Below are 26,759 nucleotides of genomic sequence, written 5' to 3'. Positions count from 1 at the left end.
TTACCTCTCCCTTTCATGAGAATCCATTAATATAAATGACATCCTATACTTCGTCCTTGAACCTCTTTCATCTTAGGTTTCGTCGTTCGACAAGTTTCCGTTGCATGTATACAACGTGGATGAAACATACAACCATTTGGAGGATTGGATGGTGATGGCAATTCACCAGTAAGAATAATGCGTTCTTTCTCTTCATCAGGATCGTTTTTTGGAATAGCTGAAATTAGAGCTTGAGTGTACGGATGCAAGGGTTTCTCGAATAATTTCTCTTTATCGGCTATTTCCACTATTTCACCTAAGTACATTACTCCAACACGGTGAGCAATATGTTCCACAACTCCTAAATCATGAGAAATAAAAATATAAGAAAGACCTAAATCTTCCTGTAAGTCCTGTAATAAATTTAGGATTTGCGATTGGACGGAAACATCTAATGCTGAAACAGGCTCGTCAAGAATAAGGATTTTCGGTTTGAGTATAATAGCTCTTGCAATTCCGATCCGCTGTCTTTGTCCTCCAGAAAATTCATGAGGAAATCTTAATAAATGTTTTTTAGATAAACCAACTAATTCCATTGTGTCTTCTAATAAACGGTCACGTTCTTTGGATGGAACTTTATGAGCAATTAACGGCTCTGAGAGAATCTCACGAACGGTTAGTTTGGGGTTCATGGAAGCCATTGGATCCTGGAATACCATTTGGACATCTTTCCGTAGCTTATTCATGTCGCTCTTGTTTAGCTTTGTAATGTCTATCCCCTGAAATTTGATTTCACCACTTGTCGGCTCAATAAGACGTAAAACACACCGACCTGTTGTAGATTTTCCACAGCCCGATTCTCCAACAATTCCAATCGTTTCCCTTTCATGGAGCTCTAGGCTTATTCCGTTAACAGCATGGACATATCGTCTTGCTTGAAACCAAGACTTTTTTGCCGAAAATCGCTTTTTTAAATCTTTCACTTCTAGTAATGGTGCCTTCATATAATCTCCTCCTTACTCTGGAACAACCAGCATCGACAAGAGGTCTGATCATCAATCTCTATAAGCGGTGGATTTTCACGTCTACAAATCTCCATGGCCTGTGGACAACGGTCTGCAAACCGACAACCAATTTGATATTGATCTGGGGTTGGAACTTGACCTGGAATCGATTTAAGCCGTCTATTACCTTTAGATTGGTTAGGTGTTGATTGGATCAAACCCGTTGTATATGGATGCCTAGGATTTCGAAGAAGGGTTCTAGTATTGGTTGTTTCCACCACTTGTCCTGCATACATGACCACTACTCGATCACACATTTCTGCGATGACACCGAGATCATGTGTAATGAGTAATATTGACATATCTAATTCATTCTTCAAGGATTTAAGTAAATCAAGTATCTGTGCTTGAATCGTGACATCAAGTGCGGTAGTTGGCTCGTCAGCGATTAATAAAGAAGGATTACATGCAATGGCAATGGCAATCATGACACGCTGTTTCATTCCGCCTGATAAACGATGGGGGTATTCGTGATAGATTTCCCCCGCTCTCGGGATCCCAACAAGTTGCAGGAGACGAATTACTTTTTCCTTCATTTTCAGGCCACTTATTCCTTCATGCTTCTGAATTGTCTCGCCTATTTGTTTTCCTATAGTTATAACTGGATTAAGCGAGGTCATCGGATCTTGAAAAATCATTGAAATTTCTTTTCCTCTAATTTTTCTCATTTCCTTCTCTCGTTTATTTAAAAGATTGATATCATTAAAGCGTATCTCCCCGTTTGAAATCTCCCCTTTTTTATCAAGCAATTGGAGAATAGATAAGGATGTGACACTTTTCCCGCAGCCTGACTCGCCAACAATCCCCATGACCTCCCCTTTTCTAACCGTAAAATCTACTTTATCAACGACAGTAATGGGTCCATTTTTACTTTTAAATTGGGTTGTAAGCCCTTTTACCTCTAGTACATTTTCCATTTACATTCACACCTCCTTAACCTTTAACTCGCCGATTTCGGGTCAAAAACATCTCTCAATACATCTCCTAAAAAATTGACTGAAAAAACGACAGACGTAATAGCTAATCCAGGAAATGTGGCTAACCACCAAGCATCATAAATGTATTGCTTACCTTCACTTAGCATCGTACCCCATTCAGGTGTAGGTGGCTGAGCACCTAATCCAATAAAGCTAAGTCCTGCGGTATCTAAAATCGCAACGCCAATGAATAGTGTCGTGTATACTAGCAATATTCCAGATATATTAGGTAAAAGCTGCCTGCGAAGTATATAACTATGTGAGCTTCCAATTGATCGACTAGCTTCCACAAATCCCGATGATTTTATGGATAAAGTAGCTCCCCTTATTAATCTAGCAAAACCTGGTATGGAGGCTATACCAACCGCAATCATCGCATTTGTTAAACTTGGCCCTAAGACGGCCACAATCGCTAGCGCCAGGATAATACTCGGTAATGCGAGCAAAATATCCATAATTCGCATCAACACGTTATCAACCCAACCACCAATATAAGCACTTACTAGGCCGATAAATGTTCCAGCAACAAGTGTAATTACAAGTGCTAAAGTAGAAACTGTTAAGGTAATCCTGACCCCGTAAACAAGACGTGAGAAAACATCCCTTCCGATATCATCCGTTCCTAATATATGTGCTTTGCTTGGAGGTTGCAGTAACGCATCATAAAAAGGTTTTTCAGGACTATATGGGGCAATTAATGGGGCAAATATCCCAATCGCAATTATCAAAAATAGGAAAAATAAACAAACCTTTGCCCGTTTATAGCCCATGACTTTACGAAAGGCGGCAAATTTCAAATTTAAAGGGGCTTCCCGAATAGAGGGAACTTGTATGGTATTGTAGCCTTCACCCAATTTTTCCATTAAACTTTCACCTCTTACATTCAATTCGACATGAGGATATGTAAAGCTATTAATAGACTGTGCAACTAATAAATGATGATGAACTAAAAGGGGCTAAAAAAGCCCCAAATGGTTTGCGAAAGCATCTTTTAATCGTATTACTTACATAAACTAATCTTTAGTAGTTTACTTTACTGCACTTTAGGAACTTGTCTAAACCCGAATGCAGCACGAATGATATTGCCTTGTTCGTCTCTCCTAAATTGAAGTGTATATTCCCCCTCCCTCATATTTACTAAAAACCAATCTTCATCGATAGATTGGATTGCAGTTTTATCCATCCCTTCAGAATCGAGATAAAGTTCTCCATTCTCAACTTGAAAGGACATTTTTGCTCCTTCACTTGATATAAATTCACCTTCATATTCCTTTAAAGTTTCTTCTGATAGGTTCATTTCTTTAACATTCAAGTGAGATTCTTTGACTGATTTTCCAAGGAAATCCGCAAAGGCACTGAACAATAACTTTGTGGACGGTACTCCTCCTAAATTAGAAACAGAGAAGCCTGTTAGTCCTATTTCAGGGATAATATTTAATTGTGCCGCTACACCTTTAACGGAACCCCCATGATCAACAAGTTTATAGCCGAAATAGTCTGGGGTGATCATAACCCCGTATCCATAGTATCTTCCATATTCACATTGGATGTATGGGGTTGTCATTAATTCAACACTTTCAGATGTTAATATTTGAGCGTCCCCAACCTTTCCGGAATTGCGGAAGATTTCTGCATATTTCAGCATATCGTTTACAGTAGATTTCAAGAATCCTGCTGCTCGCATCGGAGGGGCATCCCACGGATTGTTCGACTCATATACAATCGTTTCGTCATCTTTTTTCCTAGAATTATATAAAATAGCGACATCGTCGTGCTCATTCAATTCTTCAAGATGGAATACGCTGTTATGCATTCCCGCCGGTTCTAAAATATATTCCTTAATGTATTGTTCATACGTTACTCCGCTCACTCTTTCGATAACAAGGCCTAACAGTGCAAAACAATCATTTGAATAACTAAATTCGCTGCCAGGAGCCCCAAGGAATGTATATTCTTCTTTTGCAATATGATCTATTAACTGATCATATGTTTCAATATACGGAAGTTTAGATTCTCCATTTTCTTGTTTCTCATCATCAAATTTGGGGTCATTTTCCATACTTCTCCTCAATGCACCATATAATGAAGACAATGGCGGGAATCCTGCTGAATGGGTCATAAAATGATGAAGTGTCATTTGTTTTGTATACTCGTCGTTATTTGTTTTTAACTCTGGAATATATTTAAGAACCCGATCTTGGACGGACAGTTTCCCTGCTTCTTGTAGCTGAAGAATCGCAACACATGTAAAGGATTTTGTAACTGAACCGATTCCAAAAACGGTGTCAGCTGACAACGGTAATTCTTTTTCAGTATTTCTAAACCCAAAACCTTTTTCATAAAGCAATTCACCATCTTTTGCTAGACCGATAGAAAAACCTGGAACAAGATATTTCTCTACTACTTCGTTACAGTACTCTTCAAAATTATTTTTCATGACTTCTTTGTTCATCGCTCATTCTCTCCCCATTCAAAAAAATTTTAAAAACCTTATTAAAAGTTGTACGAATCACAACTAATAACCACTTTGTTTTCATTTTGAGTAATTTCTCCGAAGTATCTACCGTTTAATTATCAGCGTTTGAAGTCAATTCCACACGAGGATCAATAATACTATATAAGATATCTACCAATATATTGATAACGACATAAGCGACACCCATGAATAAAATCGTTCCTTGGATCATCGGGAAATCCCTTGACATGATGGCTCCAATTGCTAATGTTCCTAACCCTGGCCAATTAAAAACTTGTTCAATAATGACAGTTCCCCCAAGCAGTGATGCAAGTTGAAGCCCTACAAGGGTAACGATTGGAATGAGTACATTCCTAAATGCATGCCGAAATAGAATAAGTCGTTCCTCGAGTCCCTTGGATCTTGCTGTTCGAATATAATCATTCGAAAGAACCTCTACCATACCATTTCTTGTTAGCCGACTGATTAATGTAGATAGTACGACTCCTAGTGTTAAACCTGGAAGAATGATATCTTTCAGCCCAGTCCCATTTGCAATAGGAAACCAGTTCAATTTCACTGAGAAAACCATAATTAGTAATATCCCTAACCAAAAACTAGGTATAGAGACGCCTAATGTTGCTAGTCCAGTACATAACGTATCAATAAATGTATCCTTAAATTTAGCTGCTAAAATCCCAAAAGCAATACCAATGATTATTGCAATAGACATCCCAAAAGCAGCTAGCTTCAACGTTTGCGGAAATCGTTCCATAATTTCCGTTAGTACCGGCCTGCCCGACTTTAAAGAGGTCCCAAAATCACCGTGTAAAACATTGGAAATATATTCTGTATACTGTACCAAAAGGGGCCGATCTAGCCCCAAATGGTGTGTCAGCTTTTCCACTTCTTCAGGAGAAGCGTTAATACCTAGGATGATTTTCACTGGATCTCCTGGAATTAAGTGAATAAGCAAAAATGAAAAGATGGAAATTCCAATCGTTACCACAATGCCCGAAACGATTCTAGTAATGATATACTGTGTCATTACTTACTCACCCAACCATCATGAACAAGTAAACCATTAGGTGTTAACTTCACATCATGAACCCTCTTATTCACAATATAGAAGATCTTTCCTGAGTAGATTGGCGCCCAATAAGCTTCATCTACGATAATTTTTTGAACATCAGCATAAATCTTCTTTCTTTCCTCCGTATCCATCGTCGTTCTGCCCTTTTCCAAAAGAGCATCTAGATCAGGATTCTGTACGCGATCATGGTTTAACCCACCGATTTGACTAGAATGGAACAACAAATAGAGAATGTCAGGATCATTGTAAGAATAACTCAAGAAAGCGAGATCGTATTCTCCTTTTGTTGCTTTTTCTATTAATGTTGCCGGTTCCATTGATTGAATCTTTATATCAATTCCAATTTCCTTTAACATTGCCTGTACGATTTGAGCTGCTTGACTTTGGGTTGCATAGATGGATAGGTTAAACTGCAAAGGCTTGCCATCCTTCTCCATTATCCCTTTACTATTTTTAGTCCATCCAGAATCCTTTAGTAGTTTTATAGCTTGGTCTTTGTCGTATTTGTATCCATAGTTCTTAACATTTGGATCATACCCAAAAATAGTAGGTGGTAGTGGGCTATATGCTGGCTCTCCTTCGCCATCAATAACAGCCTTAATAATGGCATCCTTGTTTATTGCTAAGTTTATAGCCTTTCTAACATTGACATCCTTAATTAGATCCTTTTCAAGGTTCATTTCTAGAAATAAACCTAGTCCTTGTTGATCTGTTTCAAGTACTTTAAATTGATCTTTATCACGATATCTCTTGGCATCTTTTGGATTTGCTTGCGCTAATATATCAATTGAACCACTATCAAGAGCTGCGAGCATTGTCTGCGGGTCCGTAATGAATTTGTAGACTAATTTATCCGGATAAGCCTTTTCCTGATTTTTAAAAAAGGATGGTGGCCAGTTATAAGCATCATTTCTCGTTAAAGTAATGGATTGTCCTGTTACCCAATCAGCAAATTTCCATGGACCAACACCTACAGGATGACGTCCATAATCATTTCCAGATTTGTTAATAGCCGATAAGGATAAAGGCTGCATATATCCCGTTGTCAAATTGCTTAGGAACGGCGCAAAAGGTTCCTTTAGCTCAATGACTAATGTTTGGTCATCTGGTGTTGTTACAGATTTAACTCCAGCTACAAAGTTGGCAGCAACCGTTGCACCTGTTGCTGGATTCATGATTCGATCAAACGTTTCTTTGAAAGACTTTGCAGTTAATGGGGTTCCATTTTGGAACGTCACACCTTGGCGAATTTTGAAAGTAAGGGTCTTACCGTCATCTGAAACATTGTAGCTTTCTGCAAGATTAGGCTTCAATTCCATTGTGTCGGGATCCACTGCTAATAATGTTCCTCCAATTCTACCGTCTATATCATCAGCAACACTCATCCCTGTTTTATGAATATCAAGTGTATCGGGTTCCTGTGAAACTCCAATTGTGATTGTTCCACCTGGTTGCGGTGATGCAGATTCACTTGTTGTATCCTCTTTCTGATTTATAGATGTCGATTTATCGGAGCTACATGCAGGCATTAAAAACCCAAATAACATGATAATTATAAATATTGAAAATATTTTTCTTGTACTTAATCTAATCACTATACTTCCCCCCCTTAACTAACCTTTGGAATTTGTCTTGATCCAAACGCAACACGTATAATCATGCCTTCTTCGTCTCTTACAAATCGTATTGAATACACTTCCTCTTTCATTTTAAGGATAAACCAATCATTTCCAATTGGTTTTAAAATTGCTTGAATCATTCCTTCAGCAGTAATTTGAAGCATTTCATCTTTTACATAAAATTCAAGTTTTACTCCTTCACCAGAAACAAATTCTCCTTCAAATATTTTTAATTCATCCACCGTTAATTTACATTCCTCCACCTGTATATGTGTTGCTTCAACAGGTTTTCCTAGGTAATCAGCAAATGCGCTAAAAAGTAGTTTAGTAGATGGAACACCTGCTAAGTTGGCAAAGGAAATTCCCGTTAAGCCTATTTCAGGAATGATATTTAATTGAGCGGCTACTCCTTTAATAGAACCTCCATGTTCAACAAGTTTATATCCAAAGTAGTCCGGTACAATTGCCATTCCATATCCGTAATATCTTTCATAACCGCATTGAACATATGGTGTCATCATTAATTCAACACTTTCTGGCGATATTATTTGAGCATCTCCTACTTTTCCGCGATTACGAAAGATTTCTGCATATATCAGCATATCGTTAACTGTTGACTTTAAAAATCCGGCTGCGCGCATTGACGGAGCATCCCATGGGTTATCGGACTGAAAAACGATAGTCTCACCATCCTTCTCTCTGGAATTATATAAAATGGCAGCATCCTCATGGCCGTTTAATTCCTCTAAATGAAAGACTGTACGATGCATCCCTGCAGGTTCTAATATATATTCCTTCATGTATTGTTCATATGGAACACCACTTACTCTCTCGATGATGGCTCCCAAAAGGGCAAAACAATCATTGGAGTAGCTAAACTCTGATCCAGGTGCGCCTAATAATGTGTATTCTCCGTTCCCAATGGCTTCCATTAACTCCTCGTATGTACCAATATAAGGTAGTTTAGGAGTGTTATCCTCTTTATTTCCATCTTCAAACTTCGGATCTTCGTCCATGCTTTTACTAAGTGCTCCATATAGTGTAGGTAATGGCGGAAAGCCTGCTGTATGTGTCATAAAATGATGGATGGTCATTTGTTTCGTATACTCTTCATTATTGGTTTTCAATTCAGGTAAATATTTAATAACAAAGTCATGGACTGATAGTTTCCCAGCCTCTTGAAGTTGTAGAATAGCTACACATGTAAAGGATTTTGTAACCGAACCAATTCCAAATACTGTCTCTGATGACAAAGGCAATTCATTTTCGTTATCACGGAAGCCGAATCCTCCTTCATAAAATAATTCACCGTCTTTTGCTAGTCCAATGGAAAAGCCAGGAATTTGATACTTATTCACGATTTTGTTACAGTATTCTTCAAAACTGTTTGTAATGGTTTTATTGCTCATTTAATCACCCTCCATTTAAAATAATTAAATAGTAATTTTAAAAAATGGACTCAACTACAAGGAAGAACATCTTTTTCTATATTTAAATGTATTTCAACATTGGTGACTTGGTTGTTTATAGTTATATTGGATAATGAATAGAACGTGGATGGTTGATTGATCATGATGGTGAGAATAGATGGTTAAACTCTCAGAAGTTCGAACATTTGTAAGATAAAGCTATATGTTATCTAATTTCAATACCGATAATATTTTCTAAAAAAGGTAATCCTTCAGTTTTTAAAAAATAAAGAATATCCATTTTTGATTATTATACTACTATTCGGAATTTTTAATCAATAGTATTTATCATTTTGATTCTTGAAATAAATTGGGTAATATTCCGTTTAATTATTTACTTTTATCCCTCATTTATCTTTTGTATATACTTTTTTATCTACACGATATGATTCCAAAGCACCGCGATTGATCTCATAGCCAATACCTGGTTTTTGCGAAACATGTATAACACCATTGTCCACAGTAACTTCAGGTTCAATAATATCCTTTCTCCAATACCTTGAGGAAGCAGCTGTATCGCCGGGCAAGTTAAATTGATTCAACGTTGTGATGGCAATATTATGTGCGCGTCCAACCCCTGACTCGAGCATCCCGCCACACCAAACAGAAATACCTTGTTCAGCACAATAGTCATGAATTTTCTTTGACTCAGTAAGTCCACCAACACGTGCAATTTTTATATTAATAATTTTACAACTACCTAATTCTACAGCTTTTCTAGCATCATCTAATGAATGAATGCTCTCATCCAAACAAATTGGAGTACATAGTTGTGACTGAAGTTTAGAATGATCCACGATATCATCATGATTAAGGGGTTGCTCAATCATCATTAAATTTAACTCATCAAGCTTTTTTAACGCATCAATGTCGCGCAAAGTGTAAGCGGAATTTGCGTCTGCCATCATCAATACATCAGGGAATTGTTTTCTTACTTCCTTTAACATGTCATAATCAGATCCCGGCTTAATCTTTATCTTTATTCTCTTGTATCCTTCATTAACATAGCGGTCAACTTCACGAAGTAGCTCTTTAACCGTTGGCTGAATCCCGATACTAATTCCAACATCAATTTGATTTTTTAATCCTCCAAGAGCTGTATAAAGCGGAACATTTTGGCGCTTTGCAAATATATCCCACACCGCTCCTTCTAATGCCGATTTTGCCATGTTATTCTTTCTAATCGATTCAAATCGTTTCGAAACTTCATCTGGATGATGTAGTGGTGCTTTTAATAGTAACGGGATCAAGAAATCCTCCATAATATGTTCATTCGTTTTTACCGTTTCTTCGTTATACCAGGGACTCGAAAATGCTGCAGATTCCCCAAATCCAATACAACCAGCTTCATCCTCTAATTCGACTATAAAAAATTCTTTTTCTTGGAAAGTACCAAAACTAGTTGTAAATGGATCGTTTAATCTCATAACTAATCGATGTAGAGTGATTTCTCGAATTGTAATCGGACTATTAATCATCATCATGCCTCCTACTTATATCTCATTTTTGTAAAATAGATTGATTAGGATAACTTCTAAAATATTCTTTGAAAATTCCCACCTAAGATTGCTGCTATTTCATTTTCCTTATAACCCTTTTTTATCAATTTTTCGATAAACTGAGGGATTTGTTGATGCCCTGCAATCACATCGAATGGCTTGCGTGGCATACTTGATAAGTCCTCTGACGAGAGGTATTTCAGAAAATCATTACAAAGATCCAACCCAATACCTACGTGGTCTATCCCTGCTAGTTCAACAAGATAATCTATATGATTTATAAGCTGTTCGATGTGGCTGTTGGCATCTTGGTCACCTACAAGAATGCTAGCAGCGTTGACTCCAATAACACCATGTTTGGCAGCAATGGCTTTTATCTGTTCATCTGTTAAGTTTCGCATGGTTGAACAAAGTACACGAGCATTTGAATGGGAAGCAATAAAAGGTTTTTGACAAATATCCACCACATCCCAAAAGCCTTCATCATTTAAGTGAGAAACATCTATTGTTATACCGAGCCTTTCTGCTTCCTCAATAAGATTGACGCCAAAGCTTGTGATTCCTCCTTTTCTTCCTTCACGAACTGGATGAAAAAAACTCCCATCTCCAACTGCATTCCTCCGACTCCAGACTAACCCTAGATTCCTAACTCCTAATTCAAAAAATACTCGTAATAAACTAAGATCTGTCCCAAGTGGTTCAGCACCTTCAATGGACAGCAAGAAACCTACTTTTCCTGAATCTTTAGCGATTTGCATATCATTTCCGTTATAGCAGATCATCAATTTATCAGGTGATTCATTAACCTCCTCATAAAGAGCACTAATTTGACTTAATGCTTTTCGAAGAGCCATTTCTGGTAAAAAGCTATTATCTATAAATAGAGACGCAATAATAACATTCACGCCTCCTTCTATAAATCGCGAATAGTAATCCGTTTCTATTATTTTTGTCCGACCTTTTTCGCGTTGTATCTGCACATCCATTAACAAATCAAAATGCCCGTCAACTATCGGACTATTCAGATAAATAGACATAAAAAATCCCCCTTCACTTTTTTATTAAACCTTTAATTTATCACTTTTCGTTATAGTGCAAGATTACTCCGTTTTTTAAATACATAATAACTCACACGTTCTTTAGTGTTCCGTTTAACATCGATAGCAACATAACCATGTTGACATAATTCCTGAAACCATTTCCTCGTTTTATAACGCCATTCAGTAGCGAGATTAGGCTGCTGACTTTTTATTTGTTGAAAATTTTCTGGAATAGGTACTAGAAATATATTTTGGTCCCTTTTAAAATCATTTACTGTAGTTATAAAAGGAAACTCATTCTTATCAAGTCTTGTTTCTATCGATGGTGTTGCAGCTTGTATATCAATATCTTCATCCTTAGTTTCAATATGATCACTACGAATCCACCATTCTACTAATAACCTGTCAGTTGGAAGACCTTTATTAAGGGAATCCGACATCATTCCGTAATGATTCTCTAAATAAGTAGCGCCAATCCCCTTTAATTTATGTAGGTTCAAGTATGCGTTAATACTTTCTAATGGATCGAATGTCCATATAATTAAGGAATAGCCCATTTGAAGTGCCCATTCTTTCTGGGCGTATTTCAATTTCTCCCCTAATCCACTTTTCCGGTATTCAGGTAAAATCCCAAGCATGTGAGAGCATAAATAAGCTTTACCATCCTTAAATCCTGGAAAACTATATTGAAAGCCTACTAATTTATCATTTTGGTATGCTCCCAAAACCATACCACCATTTTTGGAAGACGTATACGTTTGATGAATAGGTGTTGGTGGCATATTCCATACTTGTTGTTCAACTTTCTGAATGGTTTCTATCTCGTCAACTTCTACTAGTCTTTTAATTTCAATCAACATTCACACCTACTTTCATTTCTTAAATTAAAGAAAATAGCTGGACACGATCAACAATATGTAGTAGCAATTTTGATAATGTTTATAAAAAAAAATTTAACAGCATATAACGTTTTCACACTTTTGCTAATTATTCTCCAAAGAAATGATGCAAATTTAGTTCCTCGTATGCCTTAGTGCGCTTTTTAAACTGATTTGAGTTTTTTACAGCAACTCCTCCAATTAAAGCATTCATAAGCGAAAATACTGCTGGTGTTACATCCAAAGTGGATTTAACTGGTAGCTGTACGGTAAATGAAATATCTGTATATTCTCGAATAGGGGCTACTTCGGAATCAGTAATACCGATAACAAATGCTCCTCGACGCTTTGCCTCCTTAGCCATATTAATTGTTTCTAATACATAACGATGAAATGAAAATGCAACAAACGTACTATTTTCATCCATTTCACTAATTCGCAAAACGATATCGTCTGTATCAGGACGAAACAATCTAACATTTCCACGAATTAAATCAAGTGCAAAAGAAAACCAGTGAGCCATAGCATGCGAAGAACGAACACCGGATACAAGAATCCTTTCTGATTGAACTAAACGTTCAACTGCATTCGTAAAATCTAGCACATTTTGCTTTTCAGCAGTTTGCAGAATTAACTCAGCATCTTTCATCATCATTTTTTTCGCAAAATACTGATCCTTTTCCATCTCACTTTTCATTAAATGATAATCTCCAAGACTACTATTTTTATTTAACAGTTGGTCTTGTACGTTCTTTTGCAAAGAACTGAACCCATTAAATCCAAGTGCATGACAAAACCGAATGACGGTTGTTTCACTAACATTAATCATCTGTCCAACTTGAACACCGGAGTTCATCGCAAAAGCTTCTGGATTGGAAAGGAAAAACTTTGCAACTTTCTTTAATCCTTTTGAAAAATTACCATATTCCTTTTGAACTTTAGTCTTTAATTCATCCATTTATTTTCTCCTGTTTACAATATGAAGGATATACTTTTTTTATTATTATAATAAAGCGTATTCTTCAATTCAAGTTAAAATTCAAGAAATTTCAGAAATATATTTCTATTTCAATAAAATCAATAGCAATACTCCTCCTCATTAAATTAAAACTATTATGATAGATAGATTGGTAATTTTTTATGAAAAATAAACTTGTAGAAAACAAAATTTGTATTAGAAAATTCAAAGTTGAGTATTTTTAGCTGCCACTGTAAAGTTGGATGATATAGCCTTCGAAATTAGTCAAGATTATGTTCTTGTTCTTTATACCATTCCGTGTGCTAATACATCGGATAGTACTTGAAGTATTGACAGTGGAATAGTCGATAAGTGACAGTTACGCTATTACTAGAGATTACACCCGTGCCAAGCGTAAAGAAAAGCCCATCTATCAGTCGATAGATGGGCTTTCTGTGTGAGATTGTAAAATATATTACGTACTCATTTTTTATCTAAACTTAAAATCATAAACAATATCATGCATGCACAAATGAATGATAGGATTCTAAAAACAACCATATTCTTCATAAGATGCTACCACCTAATTATTGATATAAATATATACTTTTTTTAATTTACATAATATAATTATCGCAAATAAACAATAATAAAAAATTCGTCCAATTCATTATTTTATAACTTAAGAGGACAGAGAATCCGTTATTTTAATAAAATTACCCTAATTTAAGTGCTAAGCGGACACATGTTCCGTTATTCACGAAAAAACACGCGAAAATCAGCGATTTTTTGCGAATAACGGAACGTCTGTCCGCAAACATCGTGAAATAACCCCTTTTGTCACAAATAAAGGAACCTATGTCCACCTACCATACTCCACGAATGGCAAAACTCAATTACTTACCAAAAAGAATGGATAATTTACCTCAATAAAAGATGATTCACCTCTTGGAACCATTTTTTTAACATCTCATAAGTTTCCAGCTGTAGCTACCGATCCCTTTCCTAAAATAAAAAAACAGAGGAGCAATATACAGCCTCTGTTTGAGAAAGTGTAAAAAGATAATCGTACATTAAATCAAATAACCGACCACTACTATTGCTCCTATAATTACAATAACGCCAAGAATTATATACATTAATAGAATACGTGTTAAATTCCCCTTAGTAGCCGTGCTATAGTCAGCATCGGCTTTCCCAGCTACCATTAACGTTCCTACTAGCGCTACAACCCCTACTATAGCAACTAAAATGTAGGCAACCATCATGTTGTTCCACCTCCACTATCATTCGACTAGGCTCTTTTCCTATAAATCAACTTGCTCTAGTATAATAATAATAGTGTGTGCATCAATTGAGACCATCCAATAATACATTAATCTAGCCATCCACTTTATTTTATTTTTTCGTAAGCAAGAAACAAACGCTTCACTCCTTGATGAATGGTTTCTTCATTGCCTCTAGCATATGTCAGACGGATGCAACGCTTTTCTGTACCTAAAGTACTACCAGGTGCAAAGAGTACTCCTTCTTTTATCGAATTTTCCAGAAGAAGATCCTCATTTATTTCTTTTTTAAACCGACACCATAAATGGATTCCTCCCAATGGTTTCTGAAATTCAATATCATCACCAAAATATTGATTTAGATTACTCATTATGGCATCACTTCTATTCTCTAAAATGCTTTTCAATAAATGAAGATGTTCCTCTATGTAATTGGAGCTTAAAAATTGATTTCCAATCCATTGCGAAATGGTCGAATGACCAAAATCAAACTGCTGTTTTGCATCTGCTAATCTTTCTATCACCGGTGATGGCCCATTAATCCAGCCAATTCTCAAACCAGGTGCGGCAATTTTTGATAAGGAACTAACATACAGCACATTTCCATTCACATCCATCGATTTTAATGTTGCTGGATTATCTTCTGTAAATGATAACAAACTATATGGGTCATCTTCGACTATAGGTATTCCATATTCAGAGGAGATATCCAATAATTCCTTTCTTATATGATAAGGCATCGACGTCCCGGTAGGATTTTGATAAATAGGATTGGTAAAAATCATTTTGATTCGGTGTTTTTTATGTATATCTATTAAATCAGAAGGGTTCATTCCCATTTCCCCTACTGATAGATGGAATACTTTTAATCTAGCAGTCTTAAAGATAGGAAGACTAAAGCTATACGATGGATTTTCTATCACGACCGTATCTCCGGGCTTTAACAAACACTGGATTATCAAATGAATTGCTTGCTGTGCACCAGAAGTGATGAGGATGGACTCAGGTTTCGTTTCTATCTTCCGGTACTTTCGAACATGGTCACCTATGGTCGTGCGCAAATCTAAGTTTCCTAAAGGATGATCATATCCTAAATAACCGCTAAATTTCATATTCATTAAAGTTTCCTGTATAAAATCATTAGGGAATAGATCTGCGGATAATTCCCCGCTAGCAAGATTTATCAGTTTATTTTCTTCTGTTTCTTTCCTAATACGTTGCATAACAGGAATATTCGGTAGAAATGTACCCGCTTCAATATATTTATTCCAACTTGGAATTCGCTTTTTTGTAAGTCCCCAAATATCCTTGCTGATAATGGTTCCGCTTCCCTTTTTTCGGTTCACCAGCCCATTTGCCTCCAATTCAGCATAAGCCGAAACAATGGTACTGCGATTTACCCCCAATACTTGAGCTAAGTTTCTTTCAGATGGGAGCGGCTTGTCCACTGGAAAGCTACCATCTGTTATCCCATTTTCAATATACTCTGCTATTTGTTTAAATATTGGTTTTATCTTATTTCTATCTGGCTTCCAATTCATATATACAGTCCTTATTAAATCATTTATTATTCATTTTACCTGAAACAAAAAATAACTATATAGATCAATTTTGTCCTTTTATTTAATTATTACCTATCAATATAAAAAAAGACCAAACTCTTTACAAAAGTAGATTCTTTTAGACACCATAGTTAAAAGATAGTTCTATATTGGGGGCTATGTTAAAACTTAATAATAATTTTCGACCAACAAAAACCGCCCTACTGAAACAGTATAGGCGGTAATTGAACTAGATAGTACCGTGGAAGTTCAACAAGATGTTACCAATGAGCCTGAAGTTTGTTCCCGCTTGGGTCAAAGAAGTGAAAAAAGTAATGTCCGTTATCTTCTTTCATATCATCAACTTCGATCCCCATGCTCAATAAGACTTTCACGTAATCGTTGGATATTAGGACTAGTGAAACCAACTGCAAACTCCAATTGTCCATTTCGAATGAAGTGACCACGAGAATCGCTATCAGCTTTCACTAGAACTAATAATGGACCAGATTTCAATTCGAATACTGCTAATTCTTCTGTCATATTCCGCAATGTGAATCCTAAGCATTCGGTATACCAACGTACAGAGTTCTCCAATTCATTTACTGGAATACGAAAATAATGAATTTCATCAATTAACGACTGTAACTGAGACACATGAATACCCCTTTCAAATAGGAACTTGACTACTTAAACTGAATATTCAACATGCTCCCTTTAATATCCCTTTTTTAACTTCGCATAACTGAATATATACATCTACAATTGGATTAACATTATTCATAAATCAACAATATTTTAGAAAAAAGCCTTTCAAAAATGCTTGTTGCATGTTATGCTTCTAATTTTTGATTTTGTGTTTTCTCTTTTATTGAATGAATTCTTAATGATGAAGCTAGTATGACGACCATGCTCACTACTCCAATCCAAACAAGGGTAGATACAGGAGAATTCCAAGATAATCCTTTATCAAAGAAGAACAATTCACGTAAACCTTGTATCATAAATCGCATTGGCAGCCAAGAATAAACCCAATCGTGATAAAATGGCGCCATCATTTCTGGAGCCATTGCAAGCAATGGTGCACCGAAGAAAAGCATTAGAACAAAAATAGGCAATCCCTTCAGCCCTAATAGTGAAAATACAGCTGATATCATAAGAATAAAGCTAAAGGATGTAATGGATAGAAATAGCGCTGTATCTGTAAATTGTGGAATGTGGAATCCGACTAAAGCATCTGCTAGCCAAGTTAATCCGAATCCCACTACAAGAGCGACGATAGCACCCATTAAAATTTGCAGCAATTTTGCGGATAAATTCTCTTTTCGATTAGTAATCGATAATTTACTAACAGCGATAAAGATAACAGCAGCACTCGCAAGACTTGCCATCCATAGTGGCTGGAATAAAGAAACGGGAGCATTTCCGTTTGCGCTATTAGTACCTATTTCATTCATATTAATGACTTTTTTTGTAATAGGATTCACTAGACTTTCAGCTTGCTTAGCTGTTAATGTTGCTCCTTGTTTTTCGAATCCTTCAAGTAGTTGGATACGAACATTGTTGTTCATATTGTCAACGATTCCGTTCAACATTTGGCCTGCCACCACCATCGCAGCTGGATTCATTCCTTGGTTGATAAATATTTGCACTTCAGGTGAAGAAGGATCTGGTGTACGTAATGATGCTTGTTTCGCACTAAAATCTTGTGGAATAACCAATGCTGCATAATATTTTTGATCATTTAATTCTTTTTGCATTTTCTTAATGTTTTTTACTACAACCCATTTCACAGCAGGGTCTTCTTTACCTGATGTTGCTTTTGTATTTTTTTGTATCGTTTCCACGAATGTTTGACCCATATTCATCTTTGGTTGATTAGGAATTTGCACCCCTATGTCTTCGTTAACAATGGCGATGGGTAAATTGTTTGGTTTAGGCTGGACTGAAGGGAAAAGTGTTAGTGAAAAAATAAATACTACTGCCAAAGCAATGATGGGTGATAACACTATGAGCTTGTTTTTAAAAATTTTCATGTTTGCGACTCCTTTTTTGAGATATAATAATAATCAACATGTTGTTTATTTACTATTTGAATTATATTTCGGGTAAGTCATTTATACAATAATCAGAAATCAGTGATGTGTTGTTTAAACGACGGTATTCAGGAATGTGTTCATTAAAAGTTGAGGAGGAATTAGCATTGCGGGATATCAGTACAGATCTACGTGTCATTCGTACCAAGGAATTAATCCGAGATGCCCTTACAGAATTAATCGAGGAAAAGGGCTTTGAAGCAATTACCGTAAAGGACATTACTACTAGGGCAAATATTAATCGAGGCACTTTTTATATACATTATCAAGACAAATATGACTTAATGACCAAGTGCGAGGAAGCAATCATGCACGAAATGGTCGTTATTGCTAAAAAGAACATACCAAATGTTGTTGCAGAGCTAGGAAAAACTCCTTCCCCTACATCATCTACCATTATGGTTTCTATATTTGAATATATTAATAAAAATAGAAGATTTATGAAAGCCTTACTTGGCCCAACAGGAGACCTCTCTTTCCAGACAAAACTGAAAAATTTCATGTGGAATACATTATTTGAAAGTAATCAGGATCCCATTATTAAGAGAGAAAATTTACTTGTTCCAGAGGAATATCTAGTTTCCTATATTGCGTCAGCACATATTGGTGTTATTCAACAATGGTTGAATGGGGAGAGAAAAGAATCTCCTCATGAAATGGCTCGAATTATCTCGACAATAACGCTAAATGGTCCTTTTTTTGCAGCTGGCTTGAAAAAGTAATTTTTGCAAGAAATATATTTTTTAAAAGGAATGGATGCTAATGAACGAAAAAAAAATAAATGTCATTTTAGCGGCACATAAATTATTTAAAGATAAGGGTTATGTCGAAACTTCTATTCTTGATATCGTAAAAGAAAGTAAAACTTCTCGAGGTACTTTTTACAATTATTTTTCTTCTAAAGCGGAATTACTTGTGGAGATGAATCAGTATTTTCAAGAGTTATTAAATCAAGAACGTGCGCTCTTCAGGATTAATTATCTGCAGGGTGATTCTGAACAGTTATTGCGAGAAATTTTATACATTTCAAAAAAACGAGAGCTTGATAATAAATTAGGACGCATTATGGCAGAAGCATCTAGTGAAAAAGAAGTAAATATTTTAGAATATATTGAAACATTAAAGAAAAATCGGATATATTGGCTTCACGACTATGTGAATCAGGCATTTGGTGAATCCTATCCAAATGCAACATGGAATGCCACTATAATGTTAGACTCCATCATAAATAATCATTTAGGTTTTAACCAATTACTAAAAGATCCGAAACCTATGCAACAAGTGATTGATTTTTGTATAGATCAAGTAATCAGTTGTTTAGATAATATAAACAGGCATCCACTATTTTTATCAATTGAATTTGAAAATCAGGAAAGCATATCAAAAGAAGAGCAATTTATTCATGAATCCAATCAATTAATTAAATGGCTCAATCATTCATTTGCAGACCGTACTAATTATGCATTAGTAAAAGAATATGTAGAATTATTATTGCGAAATCGTTCGTTAATCGAAACGAATCCAGCATTAGTTGCACACATGAAGCAACAGTTGCTGCAAGAATTACAAGATGACTATCCAGCAATTTCTAATTACATTGAACTCATTGTCTAAATTAGGCAATGAGTTTTTTATTGCCTTTTTTTAATATGTGTACTATAATTCAATCTATCATTAGAACTGAAGTACAAATTTGTACTTAAAGTATAAAAAGAGGAGCGGTTTTATGGAAAATAAATCACAGCAAATAAGACCTAATTATTTATTATTAGCTAATGTCATGGTTGGCGCATTTTTTGCGATTCTGTGTAATACACTAATGAGCAACGCTATTCCAACCATTATGAAAACATTTGATGTTGGAGCATCAAGTGCTACATGGTTAACAACAGGCTATATGTTGGTGAGTGGCATTGTTATTCCAACATCTGCATTTTTCTTAAATAAGTTTTCCATTCGTAATTTGTTCTTATATAGTATGGTGGTTTTTACAATTGGAACGATTATTGGTGGCTTTGCACCGAATTTTGCCGTCCTTGTAACCGCACGTATTATTCAAGCATTAGGGGGGGCATTGTTATCACCATTGTTAATGAATTTGCTGTATAGTTCATTCCCACCGGAAAAAAGAGGAAAATCGATGGGTTTTGTAGGACTTATTTTGATTTTTGCGCCAGCGATTGGACCTACTATTTCAGGGCTTATCTTAAAGGTGGCATCATGGGAATGGTTATTCCATATCATCTGGCAAATTACACTAATCATTGCCATCGTCTCTTTTAAAATTATGAAAAAGGATAAAGAAACACAGCCAGGCTCACTGGATGTATTATCTGTTATTCTAAGTGCAATTGGTTTTGGCGGCATTATTTATGGCTTTAGTGCAGCAAGCAAGGATGGCTGGGATTCGTCGGTGGTTATTATTTGTTTAGTTGCAGGGGTTTTAGGATTAGCGGCATTAGTAATTCGCCAAAACTTTTTAGAAAAGCCAATGTTAAACTTTAAAATTTTCTTAAATCCTAAATATACGCTATCAATTATTGTGCTTATTACATCTATTTTTGGAATGTATTCCGTGATGATTCCTGTACCATTATTCCTGCAAAATATTCAAGGCATGACTGCATTAAAATCAGGTTTAATCATGCTTCCGGGTGCGATGATTATGGGTCTACTTGGCCCGATTAACGGTAAGTTATTTGATCGTTTTGGGATTCGCCCACTTCTTTTAGTCGGTTTTCCTTTAATGATTCTGGCATCCGTGATTTTAGGGAATCTGGAGTTAGAAACTGCTTCATGGGTTATTTGTATAACTTACGCCATTCGCCTAATTGGTGTTGGGATGGTTCAAATGCCCCTACAAACAAATGCACTTAATTCATTGAAACCAGAAGAAATACCCCATGGTACAGCGATGAACAGTACATTAGGGCAAACGATTGGTGCTCTTACATCGAGTCTTATTGTCACATTGATTTCGAATCGTACACAAGTACATGGTAAGGAAATGCTGGAAGAGCATAAGGCTAAAATGGTAGGAATGTCTGTTGACGCACTTCAAAGGCTGAAGGAAACGATTTCAATTGATGCCTTTATTGCTGGAAACAATGATGCTTTTATATTTTCGATTGTGATTGCAACGATTGGACTAGGATTGGGTTTATGCTTGAAAAATAGAAAGAGAGTTGAAACTTCCAAATAATTTTGGAAGTTTTTGCTTAATAGACAATTATTATAATGAGTCTGATTCAAAAGATTGATAAATAATCAATCTTTTTCTGTACTATGCGTACTGCGTTGCGAAACGATAACCACTTCTTTTTTCCCCATTAAATTTCGAGAGGACTTTGGGAAAAGGGCCATCCCCTTCTCCCGCTTAATAAAATTACATGGATTTTCGTTATTTATATTCCTGCTTATTTAAACTATTAGAAATATATACTTAGCATAATCTAGTGAGTTGGCTCCGTCACCATGGATACAGATGGTATCAGCTTGGATCGGTACAGCGACTCCACGAAGGGAAGTTACTTTTCCTTCCTTCACCATTCGGATTACCTGGTTAACAGCAGTATCACGATTGGTAATTAGCGCTTGCGAATCAATTCTTGGTGCTAAAGAACTATCCCTTTGATACGAGCTGTACGCATAAATTTTCACACGCTGTACGCAAACCGATTTTCTTCCCGCCTTTTACGAGCTCTCCTCCTGCTATACCAAATAGAATAAGCTCAGGATTTACTTTGTATATAGCTTCTACATTAGATTCCGATAACGTGGCCTTTTGGTTAACATATTATATTATATAGTACAATATGTTTCTGACCTCTAACGTGGTTACGCTTAACTGTGAACGACAGGCACTTAAATTCTTGTCTATTTTCATATGAACAAGCTCCGTATTTGTTATTTTTTCATAAACTTAAATACAGCTATACAGGAACATATGAATGGGGGGAATTTTAATGGGATTCGGTACTTATCCTTTCAATGGTTATGGAAAGCCTTACGGTGGTTATGCACCTCGAATGGGGCTTGGTTATATACCAGGACAATTTGGCACACTTGGATTAGCTTTCGGTGGGTTAGGTGCAGTAGCTGGTTTAGCAGGAGCTGCATTTGGTTTGCGCGGTGCTGCATTTGGTTTAGGAGCGAGGCCGCCTTTCTTCTATTAAAAAAATGGTGTCTGGTTATTCAAACTTGGAAAAAATCAGACACCTATTTTTTCTCAAGTTTTTAATCTCTATATCATTTTAAATGATGACATATTATTAACTAGGATTTGGATATTGTTTTAGCTTTGTTAAGCAATAAGCCATTTTCTGAGCAAAATGAATTGGGGATTCAACAGATTGAAGATGGATGTACATTATGACAGGATGAGTAAACAGCCAATGATTATGCAGTGCACTTATGATCAGACCTTGCCCAACAGCAGCATGCGTAAAGGCAGGAATTTCTTCCTCCAAAATTGCCACTTCTGCAATATTAAGTGCAACACCATGCTGATCTAGTGATTCGAATGTTGCATCTACCCCAAGAACAGCAGTACTTTTCTTCCCTTGAATTACCACATTAAATTGTCGCTTAAAATTAACAGAACATACTCCATTATCTACATTGCTTTTACCATGTAAGATGGAAGCAAACTGTTTACATACGGAATCGAAGTTTTCTACTGCCACTCTGTTCCCTCCCTTTTTGAATTCATATGCATGTGAAATAATTGCTATGTATTAGGACAAATAAAAAATATTGCCGGGTAAGGTTGATTGGGAGAAAAATGCTAAAAGTGACGCAAATAACTTTTAATCGGCATATATTTCAAAGGTATATCAGAAATATAAATAGCAAGTAAAAACGCTCTAATTCAGAGCACTTGTTTAGTGTAATATTTTACCAAACCTACAGAACTAAAGCCTACGTTACTTTGGATGACAATAATTCGCAATGTCATATTTATATTCTTATTGTTTATATTTTTTGATATAATTTTCCATCCAATCAACATCGATTGGTCCGTTTATTACCTTATAATAAGCACCATTGTTATAAAAAGCTAAGCGGTGTTCATAAAATGAAGCCATTATAGGACTATCTTTTGTGTAGATAGTAACTCGAAAACCCTTTTCGTTTGAAACATTACTATCCCATTTATTATCTTTCATTTTTTTTACTCGATATTGACGCAAAAATTCATTGAACTTTTCTGCGTGTTCCTTTTTATCAGTTCTCCATTCAAACTCCTCTTCACCTTCATTAAAAGCCAAGGATTTGAAATTCGTTATATCAAAGCTAATTACATCAACTAACTCTTTTTCTCTATAATCATTATATATTTTAATAGAGAAAGAGATAATTATTAGTATTGCGAGTCCAATTATTAAATACCTTTTATTTTTCATTTAATCCCCCCTAATTTTTATATCTACTACCTTTTAGCTTAGAACATCATTCACATTATATAAATTAATTTTAGCACAAAAATTCTAATTTTATCCAAAAAAGTAAGTTCGCTTAGTATTAGGCGATTTACCTTAAATAAATGATAACTGGTGTTAATGAAGTTGTTAGGAATCTACCATATCTCATTCTTTGTTTATATAATCTTTTCTCTTCAGTAGATAAAGGTTTTTGGTTACATTCGTATATTATTCATTGATAATATACCGATGATTTGAACATGTCTTACTGTGGATTAGATACCTCACCCATGAACAAAATTGCTCCAGTACGATCGTCAACAATCATGATGAAAAATGGTCGATTAACCACCATGTGAAACAGTTCACTTCTAGATGGCGCCCCTTTCGTCATAACGATAGATGTTGCTGCTGCAGCTTCTGTCCCTTTTTCATTTACATCGATGAAGGTTTTTTGTTTTACTTCTGTAATCGAAATGGGAGAGGCTTCCTTAATCATTTTTGAAAAATTGGCATCACCGGTAAATGCTGTTTTCATCCCTAGCCTCTCTATTGTTTCATTTAACAGAACTTCATATTTTAATTGAAATTTTGGCAGCATAATCGTTCCTTGCATGTCTTCAAATTCGCTAGACCAATTTTGCCAATTATCATTTGAGAGCACCTTTTCAAATTCTTCTAAATCAATGTTTTCTTTCGGAAGAAATACTTTCATGCTCATTTCTTCATTGCCATAGGGAAGAGATACTGCTTGAAAGCTGTCATTTTCTAGATAATCTAAACTTTTGTTTTGTACCATAAATTCAACATCTTTTGTAGACCCATCTGCTAAAAAGAACGTTCGTTCCACTGTATCCTTTTTATCAAATGCATTCTTCCAATTCCCATTAAAATATATGGCATTTATCAGTATTGCATCTATATTAGAATCTATAGGTGTATCAACTATTTCATTTATTTTATTATTTGTTGCCTTTTTTACCCAGTTATTGATTTTTGAAGGTGAACGTCGATCATTTATATCTATTTCCTGTATTTTTGCATTAAAATAATCTTGGTTATCCTTAGAAAATTGATCTTGAAAATGGAAATGTTTGTTTAGCCATATAGAGTTTGCGACATTCAGTTTGATTCGTTTGGAGTGCTGATGAAGGATAGACATTATAGATGAATTGGCTTTATTCAGCTCAATATTTGATAATCCACTTGTATGCAAAACTTTAGCTATTTCTTCCTTTGTTTCTCCATCGGCTCCATTTGAGACCATCGATAATGCCATAAATAAACTAGTCGGGGAAATAAATACGTTACCGTTTTGATCTTTTTCCACATCGTGCAACCAATCAAAACCTAATTCGTTTTGCGATGAAACAATTTTTTTATAATCTTTTTTGCCAAATTCAACATCTTTCGAAATCTTTAAACCATCAGAACCGGTTCCTATTCCGCAGCCTGACACAAACATAAAAAAACTCGCAAGTACCAGTGGAGCAGCAAATCTCTTCATTTTTAATCCCCCTTTATAACATTAGACTTTGTTAACAAGAATAAGGTTACATTTGGATGTAATCAAAGCATCTAAAAACCTGCTATTTTTTATAGTGTTCAGATAGAATTATATGGTGTATTCACTCTATTCTATTAACCCAAGGTAGCCATAGTAAGGATAAAGGACACTTTGGTTTAAAAGAGTGCTCAAGCTTACCTTAATCTTGGGTATGAAGGACACTTTCGTTTAAAAACATGCTCAAGCTGGCTTTCATTTCGGGCATGAAGGACACTTTCGTTTAAAAGTATGATCTTACTGTCCTTCATCATGGACATGAAGGACACTTTCGTTTAAAAGCATGCTCATACTGTCCTTCATCACGGGCATGAAGGACACTTTCGTTTAAAAGTATGCTTAAGCTGTCCTTCATCTTGGGTATGAAGGACACTTTCGTTTAAATGCAGGCTCACACTGTCCTTCATCTTTAGCATGAAAGACACTTTCGATTAAAAGTATGCTCATACTGTCCTTCATCTTGGGCATGAAGGACACTTTCGATTAAATGCAGGCTCATACTGTCCTTCATCTTTAGCATGAAAGACACTTTCGTTTAAAAGTATGCTTAAGCTGTCCTTCATCTTGGGCATGAAGGACACTTTCGTTTAAATGCAGGCTCACCTGTCCTTCATCTATAGCATGAAAGACACTTTCGTTTAAATGCAGGCTTATACTGTCCTTCATATTGGGCATATAGAACACTTTGGATTAAAAGTATACTCGTACTGTCCTTCATCCAAGCTATGAAGGACAACTTGGATAAAAATATACTCGTCGTGTCCCTCATCTAGGCTATGAAAGACACTCTGGATTAAAAATATGCTTGTGCTGGCCTTCATGTTAAATAAAACAACATCCCGATAGTATTAAAACCATGAAATGTTAACAAAAATAGGTTAAAGTATTAAGCAAGTGATTCCGTTTTTTTTAATTCATTTGAAATAAGGAGAGAATATCATGAAAATATATGTCGATGCAGATGCTTGTCCTGTAAAAAACATTGTAATTGCGGAAGCCACACATGCAGAAATTCCTGTTACACTTGTAACAAGCTTTTCCCATTTCTCAACCGAGCCTCAACCTCCAGGTGTAGAGACTATATATGTGGATACAGGTGCCGATGCTGCGGACTATCGGATTATGAAACTGGCTGAAAAGGGAGATATCATTATTACTCAAGATTATGGCCTTGCTTCACTCGGTTTAGCGAAAGGTTGTACAGTCTTGCATCATAAAGGTTTTCTTTATACAAATGATAATATAGATCAGTTATTACAAACCCGATATTTAAGTGCAATGGAAAGAAAAGCTGGAAAGCGTACAAAGGGACCAAAAGCATTCACAGAGGAAGATCGAGAAAAATTTAGGCAGCTTTTTAAAAAGATCATTGAAAGAATAGATTGAGTACCTGTCTCTCCTTCACACTTTTGGGAGGCAGGTGCCCGGTTAAGGAACTATATGTATTCACTTTTTCACTCAATTCCAATGCTTTCTTTAAACCTCTCCGACTAAATCATAGATTTCGATAGAGCATCCCTAATCTTAAATACAGTACAAAAATTCCACTACAGTTCATATTGTCCTTATATTTTTGACAATATTCTAATAATTATAATGATATATTCTCTCAAACTGTTTTTAACTATAAAAGTTAAAACCCCTTTCTATTAACTTATAAAAAAAATTTTTCACATCTAGGTTTAATTTTCTGAAAATTGTTGTATAGACTACTATATCTATGTAGTTTTGTAAGCGCTTAAATTTTCGTTAGAGGTAGATTTAATTTCAGAAAGGAGGTTTTTTTAGTGTAAAAAAAACTTATATCACATTCAAATC

The 26,759-nt window shown here is 35.6% G+C and carries 25 protein-coding genes; 5 read left to right on the top strand and 20 right to left on the bottom strand.

The genetic code is table 11. The features are described 5' to 3' along the window. Window positions 1-26: 26 nt before the first annotated feature. The 15 genes from AC3WJF_RS02470 to AC3WJF_RS02400 all read right to left on the bottom strand — a co-directional run bounded on the left by AC3WJF_RS02470 (window position 27) and on the right by AC3WJF_RS02400 (window position 17,888). Entirely contained in the window at window positions 27-983 is a 957-nt protein-coding gene (locus AC3WJF_RS02470; protein ID WP_492449523.1) for an ABC transporter ATP-binding protein, read from the bottom strand. Beyond that, on the bottom strand, window positions 980-1,960 hold the full coding sequence (locus AC3WJF_RS02465; RefSeq protein WP_492449522.1) for an ABC transporter ATP-binding protein: 981 nt from the start codon (window positions 1,958-1,960) through the stop codon (window positions 980-982). The genes AC3WJF_RS02470 and AC3WJF_RS02465 overlap by 4 nt, the downstream gene beginning before the upstream one ends. Window positions 1,961-1,983: 23 nt before the next feature. Then, complete coding sequence (locus tag AC3WJF_RS02460; RefSeq protein WP_492449521.1) at window positions 1,984-2,883, bottom strand: ABC transporter permease; 900 nt, start codon at window positions 2,881-2,883, stop codon at window positions 1,984-1,986. A gap of 170 nt (window positions 2,884-3,053) precedes the next feature. Continuing rightward, window positions 3,054-4,472 carry a serine hydrolase domain-containing protein gene (locus AC3WJF_RS02455; protein WP_492449520.1) on the bottom strand — a complete coding sequence of 473 codons (1,419 nt, stop codon included), beginning with the start codon at window positions 4,470-4,472 and terminating at the stop codon, window positions 3,054-3,056. 115 nt (window positions 4,473-4,587) lie between these two features. Then, a complete protein-coding gene (gene nikB, locus AC3WJF_RS02450) occupies window positions 4,588-5,523 on the bottom strand; it encodes a nickel ABC transporter permease (protein ID WP_492449519.1) in 936 nt (311 codons plus the stop codon). Continuing rightward, complete coding sequence (locus tag AC3WJF_RS02445) at window positions 5,523-7,163, bottom strand: ABC transporter substrate-binding protein (RefSeq protein ID WP_492449518.1); 1,641 nt, start codon at window positions 7,161-7,163, stop codon at window positions 5,523-5,525. Before AC3WJF_RS02445 ends, nikB begins: the two co-directional genes overlap by 1 nt. A gap of 14 nt (window positions 7,164-7,177) precedes the next feature. Then, entirely contained in the window at window positions 7,178-8,596 is a 1,419-nt protein-coding gene (locus AC3WJF_RS02440) for a serine hydrolase domain-containing protein (RefSeq protein WP_492449517.1), read from the bottom strand. A gap of 407 nt (window positions 8,597-9,003) precedes the next feature. Beyond that, window positions 9,004-10,134, bottom strand: a complete 1,131-nt coding sequence (menC, locus tag AC3WJF_RS02435) for an o-succinylbenzoate synthase (RefSeq protein ID WP_492449516.1) — start codon at window positions 10,132-10,134, stop codon at window positions 9,004-9,006. Window positions 10,135-10,190: 56 nt separating this feature from the next. Continuing rightward, window positions 10,191-11,192 (bottom strand): dipeptidase, encoded by a 1,002-nt coding sequence (locus AC3WJF_RS02430; protein WP_492449515.1) that lies wholly within the window; start codon window positions 11,190-11,192, stop codon window positions 10,191-10,193. 50 nt (window positions 11,193-11,242) lie between these two features. Continuing rightward, complete coding sequence (locus AC3WJF_RS02425) at window positions 11,243-12,055, bottom strand: GNAT family N-acetyltransferase (protein WP_492449514.1); 813 nt, start codon at window positions 12,053-12,055, stop codon at window positions 11,243-11,245. A 127-nt stretch (window positions 12,056-12,182) separates the two neighbouring features. Further along, entirely contained in the window at window positions 12,183-13,031 is an 849-nt protein-coding gene (locus AC3WJF_RS02420) for a MurR/RpiR family transcriptional regulator (protein ID WP_492449513.1), read from the bottom strand. Window positions 13,032-14,104: 1,073 nt separating this feature from the next. Continuing rightward, window positions 14,105-14,299 carry a hypothetical protein gene (locus AC3WJF_RS02415; RefSeq protein WP_492449512.1) on the bottom strand — a complete coding sequence of 65 codons (195 nt, stop codon included), beginning with the start codon at window positions 14,297-14,299 and terminating at the stop codon, window positions 14,105-14,107. Between the two features lie 125 nt (window positions 14,300-14,424). Continuing rightward, window positions 14,425-15,858: a MocR-like pyridoxine biosynthesis transcription factor PdxR gene (gene pdxR / locus AC3WJF_RS02410; protein WP_492449511.1), complete on the bottom strand. Its 1,434-nt coding sequence runs from the start codon at window positions 15,856-15,858 to the stop codon at window positions 14,425-14,427. 360 nt (window positions 15,859-16,218) lie between these two features. After that, on the bottom strand, window positions 16,219-16,515 hold the full coding sequence (locus AC3WJF_RS02405) for a VOC family protein (RefSeq protein WP_492449510.1): 297 nt from the start codon (window positions 16,513-16,515) through the stop codon (window positions 16,219-16,221). Between the two features lie 176 nt (window positions 16,516-16,691). Then, the gene (locus AC3WJF_RS02400) at window positions 16,692-17,888 is read right to left on the bottom strand and encodes a YhgE/Pip domain-containing protein (protein ID WP_492449654.1); all 1,197 of its coding nucleotides are present in this window, start codon (window positions 17,886-17,888) and stop codon (window positions 16,692-16,694) included. A 173-nt stretch (window positions 17,889-18,061) separates the two neighbouring features. Between AC3WJF_RS02400 and AC3WJF_RS02395 the strand changes: the two genes are divergently transcribed. From AC3WJF_RS02395 to AC3WJF_RS02385, 3 genes are all read left to right on the top strand, one after another. Then, the gene (locus AC3WJF_RS02395) at window positions 18,062-18,676 is read left to right on the top strand and encodes a TetR/AcrR family transcriptional regulator (protein WP_492449509.1); all 615 of its coding nucleotides are present in this window, start codon (window positions 18,062-18,064) and stop codon (window positions 18,674-18,676) included. A gap of 40 nt (window positions 18,677-18,716) precedes the next feature. Next, entirely contained in the window at window positions 18,717-19,568 is an 852-nt protein-coding gene (locus tag AC3WJF_RS02390) for a TetR/AcrR family transcriptional regulator (protein WP_492449508.1), read from the top strand. 112 nt (window positions 19,569-19,680) lie between these two features. Next, complete coding sequence (locus AC3WJF_RS02385) at window positions 19,681-21,156, top strand: DHA2 family efflux MFS transporter permease subunit (protein WP_492449507.1); 1,476 nt, start codon at window positions 19,681-19,683, stop codon at window positions 21,154-21,156. A gap of 218 nt (window positions 21,157-21,374) precedes the next feature. Here the strand turns inward: AC3WJF_RS02385 and AC3WJF_RS02380 are convergent, their stop codons facing one another. Continuing rightward, complete coding sequence (locus AC3WJF_RS02380) at window positions 21,375-21,614, bottom strand: LamB/YcsF family protein (protein WP_492449506.1); 240 nt, start codon at window positions 21,612-21,614, stop codon at window positions 21,375-21,377. Further along, complete coding sequence (locus AC3WJF_RS02375) at window positions 21,577-21,705, bottom strand: hypothetical protein (RefSeq protein WP_492449653.1); 129 nt, start codon at window positions 21,703-21,705, stop codon at window positions 21,577-21,579. Before AC3WJF_RS02375 ends, AC3WJF_RS02380 begins: the two co-directional genes overlap by 38 nt. A 214-nt stretch (window positions 21,706-21,919) precedes the next feature. Here AC3WJF_RS02375 and AC3WJF_RS02370 point away from each other — a divergent pair, with 214 nt between their 5' ends. Then, window positions 21,920-22,129 carry a hypothetical protein gene (locus tag AC3WJF_RS02370; protein ID WP_492449505.1) on the top strand — a complete coding sequence of 70 codons (210 nt, stop codon included), beginning with the start codon at window positions 21,920-21,922 and terminating at the stop codon, window positions 22,127-22,129. 96 nt (window positions 22,130-22,225) lie between these two features. Here AC3WJF_RS02370 and AC3WJF_RS02365 read toward each other — a convergent pair whose 3' ends face one another. From AC3WJF_RS02365 to AC3WJF_RS02355, 3 genes are all read right to left on the bottom strand, one after another. Then, window positions 22,226-22,639, bottom strand: a complete 414-nt coding sequence (locus tag AC3WJF_RS02365) for a DUF1259 domain-containing protein (RefSeq protein ID WP_492449504.1) — start codon at window positions 22,637-22,639, stop codon at window positions 22,226-22,228. 282 nt (window positions 22,640-22,921) lie between these two features. After that, a complete protein-coding gene (locus tag AC3WJF_RS02360; protein ID WP_492449503.1) occupies window positions 22,922-23,359 on the bottom strand; it encodes a hypothetical protein in 438 nt (145 codons plus the stop codon). A 283-nt stretch (window positions 23,360-23,642) separates the two neighbouring features. Then, window positions 23,643-24,884 (bottom strand): serpin family protein, encoded by a 1,242-nt coding sequence (locus AC3WJF_RS02355; protein WP_492449502.1) that lies wholly within the window; start codon window positions 24,882-24,884, stop codon window positions 23,643-23,645. A gap of 996 nt (window positions 24,885-25,880) precedes the next feature. Here AC3WJF_RS02355 and AC3WJF_RS02350 point away from each other — a divergent pair. Further along, entirely contained in the window at window positions 25,881-26,327 is a 447-nt protein-coding gene (locus AC3WJF_RS02350; RefSeq protein ID WP_492449501.1) for a YaiI/YqxD family protein, read from the top strand. Window positions 26,328-26,759 lie beyond the last annotated feature (432 nt).

The organism is Heyndrickxia sp. FW510-T9 (assembly GCF_058781025.1).
The sequence above is the reverse complement of the archived record's forward strand: the minus strand, read 5'-3'. Positions and strand labels throughout refer to the sequence as shown.

Coding starts and splice junctions, on each gene's coding strand:
- AC3WJF_RS02370 (WP_492449505.1), top strand. CDS start 21,920: ATGGGATTCGGTACTTATCCTTTCAATGGTTATGGAAAGCCTTACGGT.
- AC3WJF_RS02430 (WP_492449515.1), bottom strand. CDS start 11,192: ATGTCTATTTATCTGAATAGTCCGATAGTTGACGGGCATTTTGATTTG.
- menC (WP_492449516.1), bottom strand. CDS start 10,134: ATGATTAATAGTCCGATTACAATTCGAGAAATCACTCTACATCGATTA.
- AC3WJF_RS02415 (WP_492449512.1), bottom strand. CDS start 14,299: ATGATGGTTGCCTACATTTTAGTTGCTATAGTAGGGGTTGTAGCGCTA.
- AC3WJF_RS02465 (WP_492449522.1), bottom strand. CDS start 1,960: ATGGAAAATGTACTAGAGGTAAAAGGGCTTACAACCCAATTTAAAAGT.
- AC3WJF_RS02460 (WP_492449521.1), bottom strand. CDS start 2,883: ATGGAAAAATTGGGTGAAGGCTACAATACCATACAAGTTCCCTCTATT.
- AC3WJF_RS02360 (WP_492449503.1), bottom strand. CDS start 23,359: ATGAAAAATAAAAGGTATTTAATAATTGGACTCGCAATACTAATAATT.
- AC3WJF_RS02470 (WP_492449523.1), bottom strand. CDS start 983: ATGAAGGCACCATTACTAGAAGTGAAAGATTTAAAAAAGCGATTTTCG.
- AC3WJF_RS02350 (WP_492449501.1), top strand. CDS start 25,881: ATGAAAATATATGTCGATGCAGATGCTTGTCCTGTAAAAAACATTGTA.
- AC3WJF_RS02425 (WP_492449514.1), bottom strand. CDS start 12,055: ATGTTGATTGAAATTAAAAGACTAGTAGAAGTTGACGAGATAGAAACC.
- AC3WJF_RS02390 (WP_492449508.1), top strand. CDS start 18,717: ATGAACGAAAAAAAAATAAATGTCATTTTAGCGGCACATAAATTATTT.
- AC3WJF_RS02440 (WP_492449517.1), bottom strand. CDS start 8,596: ATGAGCAATAAAACCATTACAAACAGTTTTGAAGAATACTGTAACAAA.
- AC3WJF_RS02455 (WP_492449520.1), bottom strand. CDS start 4,472: ATGAACAAAGAAGTCATGAAAAATAATTTTGAAGAGTACTGTAACGAA.
- AC3WJF_RS02420 (WP_492449513.1), bottom strand. CDS start 13,031: ATGGATGAATTAAAGACTAAAGTTCAAAAGGAATATGGTAATTTTTCA.
- pdxR (WP_492449511.1), bottom strand. CDS start 15,858: ATGAATTGGAAGCCAGATAGAAATAAGATAAAACCAATATTTAAACAA.
- nikB (WP_492449519.1), bottom strand. CDS start 5,523: ATGACACAGTATATCATTACTAGAATCGTTTCGGGCATTGTGGTAACG.
- AC3WJF_RS02385 (WP_492449507.1), top strand. CDS start 19,681: ATGGAAAATAAATCACAGCAAATAAGACCTAATTATTTATTATTAGCT.
- AC3WJF_RS02355 (WP_492449502.1), bottom strand. CDS start 24,884: ATGAAGAGATTTGCTGCTCCACTGGTACTTGCGAGTTTTTTTATGTTT.